This window comes from Arthrobacter sp. fls2-241-R2A-172, assembly GCF_030208885.1.
Taxonomy (GTDB): Bacteria; Actinomycetota; Actinomycetes; order Actinomycetales; family Micrococcaceae; genus Arthrobacter.
Map to the genome: position 1 here is coordinate 48,995 of NZ_JARVTB010000008.1, position 15,729 is coordinate 64,723.

Consider the following 15,729-nt stretch of genomic DNA (forward strand, 5'->3'; position numbering starts at 1 on the left):
CTGGGATGACGATGGATGGGAGTCGGGATGCTGTTGGAGCCCCTGAGTGGGCTCGCAGTCGGACCTTCGGGACCGCGGATTCCGGGCTAGCCGGGGGGTGGAGGCTGGAGGACCTGGCCTGGCTGCAGCAGGGTCGGGTCGGCACCAATCGTGGAGCGATTCGCGTCGTACCATTTGGGCCAGGACAGGGCGATGTCTACGTCGGTGGCGAAGGGCCCGAGCCGTGACGCCGCGATGGACCACAGCGAGTCTCCGGGTTGCACGATGACGTCTGCTTTCCCGGGAGACGTGGCCTGCCGGGACGCGGGCCGGCTGAGGAGCCCGGGATCAACAACGGGGTGTTCGGGTTTCCATCCCGGACTAATGGCCTCGACCCTTGCCGAACCTGTTTCGACAGGCGCTGGAGCGCCAACCTTCGGCGTGCTGTGCGATGTCGGGGTCCACGATGCTCCGGTGGAATCGGTGGTCACCGTGTCTGTGGCGTGCCACCCAGGTTCGGGTTGTGTTGCTGCTTGCGCGGCGCCGGAGGCCAGCAGGTTCAGGCCGAGTACGGCTGCAGCAAGGCGCAGCATAAAACCGGGGCTGAACTTGGAAATGGTACGGGCGGCCTTAGTCCGGCCTCTGCGCTGCATCGCGGTGGCCAGGAAGGCAAGGAAACATGAGGCGGTCCACCACGTCGCAATGGAGCTGCCAACGATGCTGGCGGAGGTTCCCAAAAGGTGGTCAAGGGAGGACTGTTGATGATGATGTTCGGCAGCCAACCATTGGCCCATCAAGACGGTGCCGGTGAACGCCAAAAGCAAACCAAGCCCGAGTAACGAAGCAGCAAGGACCAGGTCTTTGCGTAGTGTTCGCGCCATGCCAAGCCCCCAAAGCCTAGTTTGATGTCGTTTGATCGTCTTTGACCCATTCTGATGGGTTTTGTCGGCGATTGTCCAATCCTTGTCACCAGAAAGCGGTGAATTGTCCTGCCTTCCTAGTGCAGCCTAGTCTGGCCACATGAGATGGGACTCTCTTTTCAGCGATTTGGAAGCACAATTTTCGGCCGAACGCGCGCTCCGTGATGAGTCGGAGATAACGGAACGGGCCAGGGTTGAACTCGGTGGCATCGAACTCAGCGACCGGCTCCGCGGCGTGGTTGGCTCAGGCATCAAGGTCATGCTGATGGATGGCAGCGTGCTCCAAGGTGGGCTAAGCCACGTCGGCAGTGAGTGGATTGTGCTCACTGAGGGAGCGCGGCAATGGTTGATCCCTCATGGATCCGTGCTGTCCTACCAGGGGCTTGGGAGGCTGGCAGTCAAGGAGGCATCCCGTGTTCAACGTTCATTGGGAATCGCTTCGGCGTTGCGGGCCCTGTCCAGGGGCCGCATCCCCCTCGTCGTCTACCTGGCTATCCGGAATGGCGGCGGCCATAAGCTCGATGGGGTTATCGACAGGGTGGGGAGCGACCACTTTGACTTGGCCGTCGTGCCGCAGGGTGAGGAGAGGCGCGCCGGAAGCGTTGCGGCGGTTGTGACCGTTCCCTTTGTCGCGTTCACGGCCATCAGCTCTCCGGGTGGCCAGGAGTTCTAACGCTGGGCGGTTTTGGACCTGGACTCTTCGATCATTCGGCTGGTTTCTGCATATCGGTCCTGGATGTACTGCTCCAGCATCGCTTCCTCGATGCGCCATTGTCCGCGCCCTCCCACCTGTATGGCCTTCAGTTCCCCGCTGCGCACTAACGCGTAAGCCTGGGGGGAGTTTATTTGGAGTTGTTCGGCGACATCCGCCAGAGTCAGGAATCGGGGCATGGCTCCATTTTGCCATCGGTGGTGCTGTTTGGGGTAGTTATCCACAGTTTCGGGCTATTTGGGGTCGTTCGCTTTGGGGCCGCCGCCCGCCCCGGGCAAGAATGGGAGGCAAGTCCATAGGACATGCCCAAACTCGTAGGGGGAGCTGGAAAATGGGTCCAAATGCAGTGGCGGCGGCCGCGCGCTTGAGGAAGCCCTCGTGGAAGGACCCTCGACTGCTTGTCGGGATTCTTCTGGTACTCCTGTCCATTGCCGGCGTTGTCGCGCTCGTGGGCGCGGCCGACAAGACGACTCAGGTATATGCCGCCCGGGAGGATATCGCAGTTGGCCAGCGGATTACCGAAGCAGACTTTTCCATCGTCAACGTGCGTTTGGATGCCATCGAATCGAACTACGTTACCGTCGAAAGCGGCTTACCTTCCGACAAGGTCGCTGTACAGAGGGTAGCGAAGAATCAATTGATTCCGCAGGGCAGCCTGGGTACGGCCGACCTCCTGAATCGTAAGCCGGTTGCCATATCGGTGGATGAAGAACTGCCCGAGCAGGCCGTACCTGGGGCGCGGGTGGATGTGTGGGTTGCGATGCCCGGAACCGACAGGTCATTCGAAGAACCTGAATTGTTGTTGCCGGGCGCGGAAATCGCACAGGTGTCGGAAGGTGCCACTACCTTGGGGGCTTCGAAGACAAAAGTTGTACTGGTGCTGGTGACCGATGAACAAATGCCCAAGCTGTTGGGTGCGCAGGCCAATGATGCCAAGGTGTCCGTTGTGTGGAACCCGGCGGGCTTGGCCCGGTGAGTATTCCCGTCGTAACCGTTGGCACAGCTGAAGAGGACGTCGTGGGTGGGCTTGAGCGCCTGCACGGACCGGTAACGGTTGTCCGGCGTTGCTCCGAGCTTGCAGAACTGATTGCCGCATGCCAAAGCGGGCTGGCTATGGCCGCCGTCGTTGCCGAAGGCTGCCGGGAGCTGACCGCAACCCTCGTTGACCGCCTTGGTGCCGTGGGGGTCTCGGTAGTAGCCCTCACTGACGATCCCGAGGAATCCCGACGACTCCAGTCAATCGGCGTTGTCGCCGCCGCACCCGGCATCAATCCGTCCGCCCTCGCCGACCATATCTCTGAAGCAGTAGGACGTGTTGCGTCAATTGCTGGAGCCCATTCCGGATACGGCAGCGCATTCTCGGATCCGGCCGCTGAATTGACCGGGGTGCCGGCGCCGGCAGATGTGGAGGAAGGGGCGCGCGGAAAAGGTGAGATTATCGCCGTCTGGGGTCCGACAGGTGCACCCGGCAGGACCCTGGTAGCGGTCAACATCGCGGCGGAACTCGCCGCAGACGGCAAATCAGTGATCCTGGTCGATGCTGACAGCTATGGTGCCAGCGTTTCAGCGGTTCTTGGCCTGCTGGAAGAGTCGGCAGGTCTGGCGCAGGCGTGCAGGCTGGCTGATCAGGGCTTGCTCGATGACAGGGCTTTGGAGTCAGCGGCTTCCTTCGTATTTACCAAAGGAGGCGCTTTCCGCGTTCTCACCGGAACCACGCGTGCGGACCGTTGGACTGAGCTCAGGGCAGCGGCGCTTTCCACGGTTCTTGAGCTGGCCCGTCACGCGGCGGAATTTGTGGTCGTGGACACGGGATTCTGTCTTGAGTCGGATGAGGAACTCACCTTTGACACCATGACTCCGAGGCGCAACGCGGCAACCCTCCGCAGCCTGGAGATGGCTGACCTGGTGCTTGCTGTTGGAGCGGCGGATCCCATTGGGATACCGCGCCTGATTCGCGGCTTGGCTGATCTTGCATCAGTCGTTCCGCAGGCACTGCCCCGTGTGGTGCTGAACAAGGTCAAGCAATCCACCGTGGGCCATTCGCCCAGGCGGCAACTGGAAGAGGCGTGGGAACGGTTCGGACCCGGCCGGGCCATCGACGCGTACCTTCCCTCGGATCCTGCTGCCTGCGAGTTGGCCCTGCTGACTGGTGCGGTCTTGCTCGAAGCTGCCCCGGACTCACCACTCCGTCATGCCCTAGCCCAACTCGTTTGTGCGCCTGGCCAGCAAAAACGCAATTCTTTGGGTCGATCAACCAGAGCCCTTCGCTTTTATAAGCGATAGGCTCACCATGTGGGCTGCAGAGTCGCAGCAATCAACTTGTGATGGAGGCGTTTGTCGATGTCGTCAGGATCCAGCGTGGAGGATCGGTCCGATGCAGCAGTTGTCCGTGAAGGGTTCTTCGGTGACTACTATGAGCATCTCGCAGAGGAGGATTCCCGCGCATACTCGCCTGAGCTGTTGATGTCGCGGGCTTCCCATCACAGGACTGTTGCCCAGTCCCGCCGACCGGGCAATGCCGTGGTGGAAGTCTCCGCCGAATCCGACCGAAGCGTCGTCTACATCGTCACCGACGACATGCCCTTCCTCGTTGACTCGGTCAATGCTGAGCTCGTTCGCCAGAACTGCGCCATCCGACTCGTAATGCACCCTCTGTTCGTGGTGTCGCGCGATCGGACGTCCGGGGAACTGGCCAAGATCTCCAGGGTGCCGTCCAATGTGGGTATCTCCAGCGGTGATACAGCAGCACTGCCAAGCGTGGCTCATCTCCTCGGTGACGGTGACAACGCGTCACACATGGAATCGTGGATTGCTGTCGAGATCGACCGCGTGAGCGATGAAGTCCGCGAAGAGCTCGTCGCCGGCCTGCAACGCGTGCTGGGCGACGTCAGGGCAGCCGTCGAAGACTGGCCGAAAATGCGCAGCAAGGCACTCGAACTGGCTGAAGCGCTGGGAGGCGTCTCCCACCCGGAACAGGTTGCCGAACTACGGCAGGCCCAAGACCTCCTGCGATGGTTGGATAACGGAAACTTCACTTTCCTGGGGTACCGGGAGTACGACCTCGTCAATGAAGACGGCGAAGACGTCCTGCAACTGCGGGAAGACAGCGGCCTCGGCTTGCTCCGTGCCGGAGACTCCACCCGCCAGGTCCAGCACCTGACTGATGCCGGGCGAAAGCGTGCCAGGGAGAAGCGCGCCCTGGTCATTACCAAGGCCAACTCGCGCTCTACCGTGCACCGGCCTGCTTACCTCGACTACATCGGTGTCAAAAGCTTTGATGCGCTGGGCAATGTCAACGGTGAACGGCGCTTCATCGGGCTTTTCGCGACCAGTGCCTACACCGGATCCGTGCGCAGCATACCGATTGTGCGGGACAAAGTGGATGCAGTCCTGCGTAACGCCGGATTCCCGATCGACTCCCACTCGGGCAAGGACCTGCTCGGCATCCTCGAGACGTATCCCCGCGATGAGCTGTTCCAGATCGAGGTAGCTGACCTGGCTGCCACGGCCACGGGTATCCAGCGTCTGCAGGAACGCCGGCGCACCAAGCTGTTCCTTAGGCCCGACATTTACGGTCGATTCATGTCAGCCGTGGTCTACTTGCCCCGCGATCGCTACACCACCAGCGTCCGGCTCCGGATCGAGCAGGAACTCCGTGAGACCTTCCAAGCCGAGAGTATTGACTACGAGGCCCGGATTACCGAGTCGGCTTTGGCCCGTGTCTTCTTCAGGATCCGGTTGCCCCGGGCCGCGGAGCTTGCCGAGGTTAATGTAGAAGAGCTCGAACATCGCCTGATGCGGGCATCGAGGTCGTGGAGCGAAGGTATCGCAGAAGTCCTGCGGGAGAACCGTCCAACAGCAGAAGCCGATGTCCTGTCGGCTCTGTGGGCTGAGGCATTCCCGGCCGGTTACCGCGTGGATTACGAAGTCGAAGATGCCCTGGAAGATATCGAGCGATTCGAGAAGTACGGTGCCGAAGCGGAAAGGGCGGGGGCATCCACCCAGCAGGTCAAGCCGGGGGTGCATGTATACCTTCCGGAGGGCGCGGGTGAGGTGTTGGAAGAGGACGCACGCGTCAAGCTCTACCTGATGGAACCCAAGAGCCTTAGCCAGATCCTTCCCTACTTCCATAACCTCGGCCTCGAAGTCCTCGACGAGCGCCCCTTTGAGATTGAAACCGCAGACAACCGGGACTTCTTCCTCTACGACCTTGGTCTTAAGTACCCTGCCGGGGTTGATCCCCTGACCACGGGTGACCTGCTGGGCGATTCGTTTGGGGCAGCGGTGACCGGGGCTGTGGAGTCGGACAACTTCGACAAATTGGTCCTCCGTGAAGGTATGCACTGGCGGCAGGTTGTGGTGCTGCGCGCGTACGCCAAGTACATGCGGCAAATGGGCAACACCAACTCCTTCGGTTTCATAGCTGACACACTCCTCGGGAACCCGGACGTTGCCCGAGGCCTCAACGAACTGTTCTCGGCGCGCTTCGATCCCGCGGTTCCCGAGGACCTCCGGGCTGACCGACAGGCTGCTGCCCGGGATGCACTCGCGGAATCCATTGAGCAAGTAGCCACCTTGGATGCCGACCGCGTCCTGCGGACTTTCGTGAACCTTATCGAGTCGACGCTGCGGACCAACTACTTCCAAAACAAGGACTACGTCAGCTTCAAGCTGGATCCGACCTCGATTGATGGGCTACCTTTCCCGCGCCCCATGTTCGAGATCTGGGTTTACTCCCCGAGGGTGGAAGGTGTGCACCTCCGCTTTGGAAAGGTGGCCAGAGGTGGTCTTCGCTGGTCGGATCGGCGGGAGGATTTCCGCACTGAGATCCTGGGCCTTGTTAAGGCCCAGACGGTAAAGAACGCCGTGATCGTTCCCACTGGAGCCAAGGGCGGCTTCTTTGCCAAAAAGCTTCCTAACCCTGCCGTCGACCGGGCCGCCTGGATGGCCGAAGGAATCGAAAGCTACAAGACCTTTATCCGGGGATTGCTGGACATCACTGACAACCTCGTCACCTCAGCGGACGGCGAGAGGCTGGTGCCGCCGTCGGACGTTGTCCGGCATGACGGCGACGACTCCTACTTGGTGGTGGCAGCTGACAAGGGCACTGCAACGTTCTCGGATACCGCCAACGGGCTGGCTGCCGAATACGGGTTCTGGCTCGGCGACGCCTTTGCCTCCGGCGGTTCGGTCGGCTACGACCACAAGGCCATGGGCATCACGGCACGCGGAGCCTGGGAATCCGTCAAGAGGCACTTCAGCGAGTTGGATCTCGACACCCAATCCGAAGAATTCACGGTTGTCGGCGTGGGCGACATGTCAGGCGATGTCTTTGGCAATGGCATGCTGCTTTCCCGGCACATCAGACTGCTGGCAGCCTTTGACCACCGCCACATCTTCCTGGATCCGACTCCCGATGCGGCGGCGTCCTTCGCCGAAAGGCAGCGGCTGTTCGAATTGCCCAGGTCTTCCTGGGATGACTATGACCGCTCCGTCATCAGCGAAGGCGGTGGCGTGTACGCGCGCCAGGCAAAGACCATTCCGGTCTCGGACCAGGTCCGCAAGGCGCTGGGACTGCCCGACGGCACAACCCAGCTCAGCCCGCCGGAACTCCTCCGCGCGATCCTGCTGGCGCCGGCCGACCTTCTCTACAATGGCGGCATCGGTACCTACGTCAAGGCCAGTACCGAGACGCATGCCGCGGTGGGGGACAAGGCAAACGATGCCATTCGCGTCGATGGCCGCGACCTGCGGGTCAAGGTGGTGGGCGAGGGTGGAAACCTGGGTCTGACCCAGCGTGGACGCATCGAGGCTGCCCTGCAGGGGGTCATCCTTAATACGGATGCGATCGACAACTCGGCCGGCGTGGACTGCTCCGACCACGAGGTCAACATCAAAATCTTCGTTGACAGGATGGTCGCGGCAGGCAAGCTGGAAGCCGCGGACAGGGCATCGTTCCTGGCCGATATGACCGATGAAGTGGGACGGCTGGTCCTGCAGGACAACATCGACCAGAACATCCTGCTCCTCAACGACAGGACCCGGGTTGCCGATTGGAGCCCGAGCTACGAGCGCCTGATGGATTGGCTGGAGAAGTCCGCAGACCTCAAGCGGGACCTTGAAGCGCTGCCGACTACCGACACCCTGCGTGCGAGGTTGGAACAGGGCCAGGGCCTGACGTCTCCGGAACTGGCTGTCCTGGCGGCCTACGCGAAGATCGAGCTCGGCGCAGCCCTCCGCGACAGCAACCTTGCCGATGATCCGTGGTTCGCGGACACCATCCGCAACTACTTCCCCAAGCAATTGCGCGAGAAGTTCGACGCCGAATTGGACACCCATCCGCTGCGGCGCGAAATCATCGCCACTGTGGTCGCCAATGACATCATCAACCTGGGCGGCATCACCTTCGCGTTCCGGGCCATGGAAGAGACGTCGGCAAATGAAGTCGCAGTCGCCAAGGCTTTCGTCGCCCTGCGTGAAATCTACGACCTCGACCCCATGGTCGATGAACTGAATGCGCTTCCGGCGTCCTTCCCTACAGAACACTGGAGCGAAGTACACCTGGACATCCGCAGGTTGCTCGACCGCGCAGTGCGGTGGGTGTTGGGTCAAGGCATGGCGTCCCAGCCGATTTCCGAGGTCGTGGAATCGTTCAAGCCGATGCTGGCTCCGCTGCGTGCAAAGCTGCTGGACTACTTGCGGGGCGAGGATAAGGTCCGCATCACCGGCTGGTTGGAGAAGGCACGCGGTTGGGAACTGCCGGATCATCTGGCACACAGGTGGGCGGAGCTGTTTGAGAGCTATGCCCTTCTGGATATTGCCCGGATCGCCCGGACCGGAAACGACACGGTCGAGGACGTCGCCCACGTCTACTACACGGTGTTCAACCGCTTCCACGTCGATTCACTGCTGGAGCGAATCAGTTCGCTCCCACGTGACGACCGCTGGCAGGCGTTGGCCCGCGCTGCACTCAGGGATGACCTTTATTCGACGGTGGCAGACATGACGACGTCGGTACTTGAGTCGACTGAGTCCGGCACCTCGGCGGAGGATCGCCTGAGGGCATGGGAGGGGCAGAATGCCGAGCAGCTCGGCCGGGCCAAGACCATGTTCGATGAGGTCAACGCACTCGAAGCCGACGACATGGCGTCACTGTCGGTAGCATTAAGGCTCTTGAGGTCAATCGTTCGACGCTAGGAGCAAGTCCCGGCGTCGCAAATGGAGGTGCAGTGGCAATCTTTACAGACCCCATCAGGGAACACGCTGATTTCGGGCCTGGAGATGCCGAATGGCTGCACCTCCTCGTCGGTGACTGGCAGATGGTCGCCGACCTGGCTTTCGCGGACCTTGCGTTGTGGTTCCCGCACCCGGAGCTCGGCTATATCGCCCTCGCCCACGTACGTCCGTCGACATCGCATACGGTGTTCCATGCGGACTTCGTGGGTGAGGGCATCCGCTCCGACCTCCGCCCATTGGTGGACAAGGCGTGGAACAGCCGATCGATCGAACGATCCAGTGAAACCAGCTGGAGCAGCGAGATGGCTTTGCGCGTGGAAGCAGTTCCCATGGTGCGCAACGGCCGCACACTGGCCGTTGTCACTTCGCACATGGACCTGTCCAGTTCGCGGATGCCGTCCCGGCTGGAACTGACCTATCGCCAGTGCGCGTACGACCTCCTACGGATGGGAACGCTCGGGTTATGGCCCGACTTTGCCTCACCGACGGGATCCCGCCGAGGGGCGCCCCGTGTTGGTGACGGGCTTATCCGTCTCGATGCCGACGGAGTCGTGCAGTATGCCAGTCCCAACGGAGTGTCCGCCTTCCGCCGTCTCGGCGAAGTCGAATCGCTGGAGGGACGCTCGCTCGCCGAAGTGACTGCCGGTCTGCTGAAAGATCGCCGCATGGTGGACGAAACCCTGCCATTGGTGGTTACGGGCAGGATGCCCTGGCGCAGTGAAATCGAGTCCCGGGGCGTGAGCCTGTCTCTTCGGGCCATTCCCTTGCGCGACGAGCAGCATCGATTCGGGGCCCTCGTTCTCTGCCGTGACGTTTCCGAGCTTCGTCGGCGGGAGATGGAACTCGTTACCAAGGATGCCACCATCCGGGAGATACACCACCGGGTGAAGAACAACCTGCAGACTGTGGCTGCGCTGCTGCGCATGCAGTCCCGCCGTATGGTCAGTGACGAAGCCAAGCAGGGTCTGGAACAGGCCATGCGGCGCGTAGCCACCATTGCACTGGTTCACGAGACACTTTCGCAGGGTTTGACGCAGAGCGTCGACTTCGATGAGCTCATCGGACGGCAGTTCCGGTTGTCGGCCGAGGTTGCCTCTCCCTCCCAGCAGGTACGCACAGAACGTTCCGGGCTGTTCGGCGAATTGCCCAGCGACTTCGCCACTCCGTTGGCTTTGGTCATCAACGAACTCGTCACCAATGCAGTGGAGCACGGGCTCGAGGGGCGGACTGGAACCGTATGGTTGTTGGCGGACAGGGCCGACGGGGACGGGAACGACGAATTCCTGACGGTCACCATCGCAGATGATGGCGTTGGATTGCCGGACGGGCAGTACACGGAGGGCCTGGGCCTTCAGATTGTCCGCACGCTGGTGACCAGTGAGCTCGGGGGATCGATCCAGTGGAGGCCGCGTGAAGGCGGCGGGACCGCCGTCGAAATCGTCCTGAACCTTGCCCGGTCCTAGGGCCCGGAGGGCACCAACCCGGGTAAACCAGGGCTCGAGTAACCCGGGCCTGCGGGAGACGTAGCAACCCAGCTGGGCTGAAAGCGTCACAGCGCGTTAAAACAGAAGGCCGCGGACCCTCGGGTCCGCGGCCTTCTTGATGGGTTCTATGCCTAGGAAGCGCGACGTGCGCGAGCTGCCCGGCGCTTGAGGGCACGGCGCTCGTCTTCGCTCATGCCGCCCCAGACGCCGGCGTCCTGTCCGGATTCCAAGGCCCACTGCAGGCAGGTATCAACTACCGGGCAACGACGGCAAACGCTTTTGGCTTCTTCTATCTGGAGAAGTGCTGGTCCGGTATTGCCGACTGGGAAGAAGAGCTCCGGGTCCTTGTCGAGGCAGGCTGCGCGATTACGCCAATCCATGCTGATCAGTCACTCCATTCGTGAGAACTAGTAGGGTCCCTTTTGTGAAAACATTCACGAGAGGCTCCAAAGGAAAGGGGCCCGCATGGGCCCCCTTGGTCGTCTGAGTCAAGCGTTTCATGTTAACGCCTTGTAAACAAGGGGTGTTAGCGGACCAAATGCCCGGAATCCGTGAGCGATGCATCACATCAGCGGCCGGTGCCCTCACTGCTAGATGACTATGTCCGGTAGTGTGCCAGTGTGTCAAGACCTCCAGTTAACCCCAGCCAATCCACGCCCGAACCCGACGGAAAAGACGGGCCCGCCGTCTCGACGCCCGGCACGATCGGGGCACCCGGACGCACTCCGCGACCGCTCGGCGTCGCAGTCATCTCCTTGGTTGTCGTACTGGAAGCACTGGCTCTCCTGGGCGCCGCTGCCTGGTATGCATTCGAGCTGCTCACGGGAGCGCCTGTGCTGACGTTCTGGGGTGCGATTTTTACCCTGGGGTTGCTCTTGGCTTTTTCTGCGTGGCTGTTTGCCGTAGGCCACTTCCTGTTCCGGGGTTACCGGTGGACCCGTGCGGCCGCGTTGGTGGCACAGTTGTTCGTCCTCACCATCGGCTTCCCCACCATGACCGGCGGTTTGGTGCTGCCGGGTTTGGCGATGATCATTCCCGCACTCGCGGCGATAGTGTTCTTGTTCCAAAAGGACGTCATCGCTTACGCATCACGCACCGGCGGCACGTCAGCGGCACTATAGGCCGCTCCGTCCTCGTCATCAGACGTCAATGGGCTGCCAGGGCTCCTTGATATGGAGTCACCTCTTTTCCCTGGATAACGAAACCCCTGCCTGGGCGCGCGGGGCCAACATCGTCGAGCCTTGCTCCAAAGAGTTCACCGTCATGCGGTGTTGACGGGGCCAAGACCACTCCGGCGCCAAAGGACCGCACGTCGCCGGCCAGAGGCATGTGATGCACGAGTGCCGGTCCCGTCGTGGCTGTAAGCACGATTCCCCGGACTTTACCTGTCAGCGCGGTGAGCGCATGGCGGCCCTCGGCATTCATGGCGTCCGCGTCGTCCACCAGCAGGATGCTGTTGGGATCCAAGGCGCCGGCTTCTGCCTGGTCGGCGATGGAAGCCCAAAACGAACCTGTACCGTCGGCTCCGTCAGGGTATACCCACGGCACCAGTGGGTTAAGGTGCCGGAGGCCGGCCAGCGCGGAGCTTTTGCCGGAGCAGCGCCCACCCAAAATGGCGCTGACGCCCCGTTCCGGAAGAGGGAGGGCAACGGGAATGGCTTCATCGCCCCCAACACCCAACCACAGGGGGGCTCGTGCATCTCCATCTGGGGAAAACTGGTCCGAGCCCTGGGGGAGCGGAGCCGTGGTGCAGGCTTCGGGCACGACAGCACTTTGCCGCACTTCTTCCAGGCACCGGAAGAACTCCTCGGCGCTGAGCATGTCAGGAAGTGGCCTGATCCGAAAAGGCGGTTCAGAATTCTCCAAGTCCTTGAAGGGCCATGCGCCCGACCCTGGAGCTTCCCGGAACTGTGCAACGTTGGAGTGGCCGTCAATGAAATTACCGGTGACCACAGCCCGACCAGCGACGTCTTCGATCTCGGGAAGCCGCGGCCAATGGAAACGCGCTTCCTCCGTGGACCCGCTGGGAAAGTACGCCCGATTGGGGACTGCGGCGAAGAAGCGCGAACTGACGAGCTCTCTCTCACCTGAGATCAGCACAGAGATGCCGAGGGGAGTGCCGTCGCGGACGATGTCGTGCAATGCCGCCTCTACCCATCCAAAAATCCCGTTCCGCAGGGCGTTGGACCACGAGCACCACCCCGTCACGATCAGTACCAGTGGAGTGCCGGATCGTGCGGCATTCCGGGGGTCGCGTCGAACATCCAACTCCCCTGCAAGGCGCTTGACGATTCGCGCCGCGAGGGGCAATTGGTGCAGCCCCGCACGGCCCCCGAGGAGTTGCTCTTGAGCCGCGTCTTCCAACAGCCCGATGGCGTCAAGGACGTAGAGGTGAGGTTGTGGATGGGCTGTGGCCAGCATGGCGGCCACTGCCCTGAAGGAGGTCATCACGCCGCTGGATGTGCTGCCGATCATGGCCAGATGTCCATGTTGGGCCGGAATCCACGTCAAGGGTTCGACGACTTGCTGGGCTGGCGCATCCACGAGTGCAAAGGGTCCAACGCGCCATGATGAGGCTGTTGTAGAGTCCTCGCCTTGGGCCGATCCGGGGGCCGGGAGACTGTGGTTCCAGGCTATGGAATCGGGCAGCGGGTCGGCTATTGGAGAGCGCGGATGCAGCCCGCCCATGGCCTGCCAGAGTTCAGGGAGAGTGGACGCTATGGTGGCCGTCCCTGCGCTCGCCTGTTCATCGCGCTCATTGGGCCCGGCGTCGGCGACAGCGCGTTGCAATATGGCCTGGGTAGCGGGCTTGACAAGGACCTGCCCGTAGGCGGACCCGGGTCCGGAAGACGCCGTTGCGGAAGGCACGTCCAGTGATGCTGTCTGGAATTCTTCGGCGTCACCTGAGGCCCTGGCCAGAAACGCGCGTCCCGGACTCCCGACGTGAATGGAAGCCGCAGCCTTGTTGTTAATGATGTCCAAAGACTCTGCGTCGGATTGCACCCTCAGCGCAATGCTGGAGGTGACGTTGGCCCGGATGTCGGCGGTGAGGGCTCCTTGGGGTCTTTGCGTTGCCATCACCAAATGAATTCCCAAGGAACGCCCGATGGCTGCAATGCGCATGAGTTCTTGAAGAGCGCCGGGCGCTTGGTCCACGAGCATGCGGAACTCATCAATGACCAGAAGCAGGTGCGGTATGGGGGAGGACTGCCGATCCGAACGGTGGTACTGACTCAGGTCTGACACGCGCGCCTCTGCAAGCGCCTCTTCCCGGCGGCTGATTTCGGCACGGAGTGAGACGAGTGCGCGGTCGAGATGATGCTTGGTGAGGTCGGTCAGCATCCCTACGCAATGCGGGAGGCTCGCCAGCGGAGCCAAACCCGAACCACCCTTGAAATCGATGAACAAGAACGTTGCGTAGTCCGGGGAGTGGTTTAGGGCTATGGACGCTACCAAGGTTCGCAGCAGTTCCGACTTCCCGGAGCCCGTGGTCCCGGCAACCAGAAGGTGTGGGCCGTCGATCTTGAAATCGAAGGTCATGGGGCCAACGCCGCCCTGGCCCAGCACCGCAATAAGACCGGTTCGGCTTAGGGGGTCGGCCCAGCGTCGCAGCAGCCTGCGCGGTCCGCCCTGATGCAGATCAGTGAACGAGCAGCTGTCGGGAATGTCGTCGCCGTCACCGGTCCTCTTGTTCCATGTCTCCGACGCCAAGAACCGGCAAAAAGCGTCAAAGACGTCCACGGGGATGAGGTCGGGGATGAAGTCCTGGTGGGAGCCTTCCACCCGAAGGACGCCAGCGGTCCCGGATGACCCCAATTCAACAGTTGGCAGCAGTTGCGGCGCCCAGCCGGAGCAGTCGATGACCTGCCAGCCAACCCGGCGTGCGGCTGTCAGCACCGATGTTATGGATTCAGTACCGCTTCCGCCGGGATCATCGATGATAAAGAGCCTGCCAGGCGGAATGCCATGGCGGTTAAGGGCAGTGATGGCTGTCAGGTTATTGGCTGCCAGGGTCACGGTGCTGAGGAAACGGGCGGGCAAGGGCAGTCTTCTGATCGGTCCCAGCAGGATGATGGGTGTCTGGGACGAGCCTTGGAAACTGCCTAACTGCATCAGCACAAATCGGAGCAGGGCGTCCACATGGTCCTGGTGTCCACGAAGCCTCACCAGGGGGATCTTCGGATCCAAGGTCACAGCGGCTGTCCCGATGGCAGGCGGCTGGAAACGGGGATCGTGAGGCACCATGCGAACATTCGCCACGGAATTCATAATGGTGCCGAGCCGCACCCACGTGCCGTCGCCCGACGTCGGCTCCCCGTCCGTCGTCGGACTCTTCTCTGGCTGGCAAGGCCCAGCCGGGTACTGAAGTTCCTGGCTGTCCGCTCCCATGGCCAGGAGTGGACGGTACTTTGCCATGACGATATCGGCGGCCGAGGGAGAGCACCGCCGGCGTCGGGCAATATCTTCCTGCACTGCCCGGGAAAGGGCCTGAACCCGGTCCTTCCGCTCTTTTCGGCCAGTGAGTAGCGGGACCAGCAGGCTGACTGCGGAAAGTGCAGTAAATCCGAGATACATCCATGTGCCAGTGACAGCGACCAGTGCTACGCCGGCTATCAGCGGCAGTCCTGCTGCCAGCGCCAAGGGCAGGCGGCGGGTTGTGGGTGATGCGTGCACCACGTCCAGGGGCTCTTCAACCGAGCATCCAGCGAGTGCAGATAACTGCGATAAGGCTCCTCCTATGTCAGGGGAGATGCTGAAAGTCGAGTTGCCGCAGCGGATCGAGGATTCCGAGTTGATGGGGCTTCGCCGCGTTGCCTTCCCGCAGACGTACAGGGGTGCAGCTCCTTCCATCTGGCTCACCACTACTGCCGTGCCGCTAACCTCCAGTACAGCGTGCTCCCGTGACATCGCCGAATCCGGTATCTGGATATCGACCTGGCCGCGTCCGATCATGAACCGCCCGCGCCGGAGCCGGAAAACCGAGCCGGCGGCCGGGCCGGAGTGGGCCAGAAGCACCAACGGGACCGATCCGCCCTCCTGAGTCTGGGGCTGCAGCGGAGGGCCGTCCACCAGGATGGCGCCGGAAACCAACGGGGGAATTCCCACGGTGAGAGCAGTTAATTCCAGTCCCTGAACAGTAAGAAGGGCAGTGCCATGGGTTTCAGCAATGAGGGATTGAACGTCGACGCCGGACGTTCCGGCAGGCACTGCGATGGACAATTCAGTGGGCTCGACATTCCGCTCCGCACCGGGGCTGCGGACCAGTGTGCACTCCAGGGGCATCGTGTTTCCTTTCGCAATAAACTGCTTCACCACCGACGATAGGGATTCGGCGATGGGAGTTCAGGACCCCTCATGGCCTATGTGGACAACAGGGCCAAGCCTGTTCCCCATGCCG

At 61.9% G+C, this 15,729-nt stretch carries 10 protein-coding genes; 6 read left to right on the forward strand and 4 right to left on the reverse strand.

Annotation, left to right across the window (positions count from 1 at the left end; translation table 11 throughout):
• Positions 1-86 precede the first annotated feature (86 nt).
• The gene (locus QRM57_RS13035) at positions 87-860 is read right to left on the reverse strand and encodes a LysM peptidoglycan-binding domain-containing protein (protein WP_284986926.1); all 774 of its coding nucleotides are present in this window, start codon (positions 858-860) and stop codon (positions 87-89) included.
• Positions 861-999: 139 nt separating this feature from the next.
• Here QRM57_RS13035 and QRM57_RS13040 point away from each other — a divergent pair, with 139 nt between their 5' ends.
• Positions 1,000-1,572, forward strand: coding sequence for a hypothetical protein (locus QRM57_RS13040; RefSeq protein ID WP_284986927.1), 573 nt, complete (start codon positions 1,000-1,002; stop codon positions 1,570-1,572).
• Here the strand turns inward: QRM57_RS13040 and QRM57_RS13045 are convergent.
• Positions 1,569-1,790, reverse strand: a complete 222-nt coding sequence (locus QRM57_RS13045; RefSeq protein ID WP_257369199.1) for a helix-turn-helix domain-containing protein — start codon at positions 1,788-1,790, stop codon at positions 1,569-1,571. The genes QRM57_RS13040 and QRM57_RS13045 overlap by 4 nt on opposite strands.
• A 152-nt stretch (positions 1,791-1,942) precedes the next feature.
• Between QRM57_RS13045 and QRM57_RS13050 the strand changes: the two genes are divergently transcribed.
• Genes QRM57_RS13050 through QRM57_RS13065 form a run of 4 tightly spaced genes read left to right on the forward strand, consistent with a single transcriptional unit; the run spans position 1,943 to position 10,310 of the window.
• On the forward strand, positions 1,943-2,587 hold the full coding sequence (locus QRM57_RS13050; RefSeq protein ID WP_284986928.1) for a CpaB family protein: 645 nt from the start codon (positions 1,943-1,945) through the stop codon (positions 2,585-2,587).
• Complete coding sequence (locus QRM57_RS13055) at positions 2,584-3,894, forward strand: CpaE/TadZ family protein (RefSeq protein ID WP_284986929.1); 1,311 nt, start codon at positions 2,584-2,586, stop codon at positions 3,892-3,894. Before QRM57_RS13050 ends, QRM57_RS13055 begins: the two co-directional genes overlap by 4 nt.
• A gap of 57 nt (positions 3,895-3,951) precedes the next feature.
• A complete protein-coding gene (locus tag QRM57_RS13060) occupies positions 3,952-8,808 on the forward strand; it encodes an NAD-glutamate dehydrogenase (protein ID WP_284986930.1) in 4,857 nt (1,618 codons plus the stop codon).
• Positions 8,809-8,840: 32 nt separating this feature from the next.
• On the forward strand, positions 8,841-10,310 hold the full coding sequence (locus QRM57_RS13065) for a sensor histidine kinase (RefSeq protein WP_257369195.1): 1,470 nt from the start codon (positions 8,841-8,843) through the stop codon (positions 10,308-10,310).
• Positions 10,311-10,462: 152 nt separating this feature from the next.
• On the opposite strand, the gene QRM57_RS13070 is transcribed toward QRM57_RS13065, so the two are convergent.
• Positions 10,463-10,711 (reverse strand): WhiB family transcriptional regulator, encoded by a 249-nt coding sequence (locus QRM57_RS13070; protein ID WP_003804966.1) that lies wholly within the window; start codon positions 10,709-10,711, stop codon positions 10,463-10,465.
• Between the two features lie 240 nt (positions 10,712-10,951).
• Here QRM57_RS13070 and QRM57_RS13075 point away from each other — a divergent pair, with 240 nt between their 5' ends.
• Positions 10,952-11,452 carry a hypothetical protein gene (locus tag QRM57_RS13075; protein WP_374111519.1) on the forward strand — a complete coding sequence of 167 codons (501 nt, stop codon included), beginning with the start codon at positions 10,952-10,954 and terminating at the stop codon, positions 11,450-11,452.
• A gap of 25 nt (positions 11,453-11,477) precedes the next feature.
• Here the strand turns inward: QRM57_RS13075 and QRM57_RS13080 are convergent, their stop codons facing one another.
• The gene (locus QRM57_RS13080; RefSeq protein ID WP_284986931.1) at positions 11,478-15,614 is read right to left on the reverse strand and encodes a type VII secretion EssC family protein; all 4,137 of its coding nucleotides are present in this window, start codon (positions 15,612-15,614) and stop codon (positions 11,478-11,480) included.
• Positions 15,615-15,729: the final 115 nt, after the last annotated feature.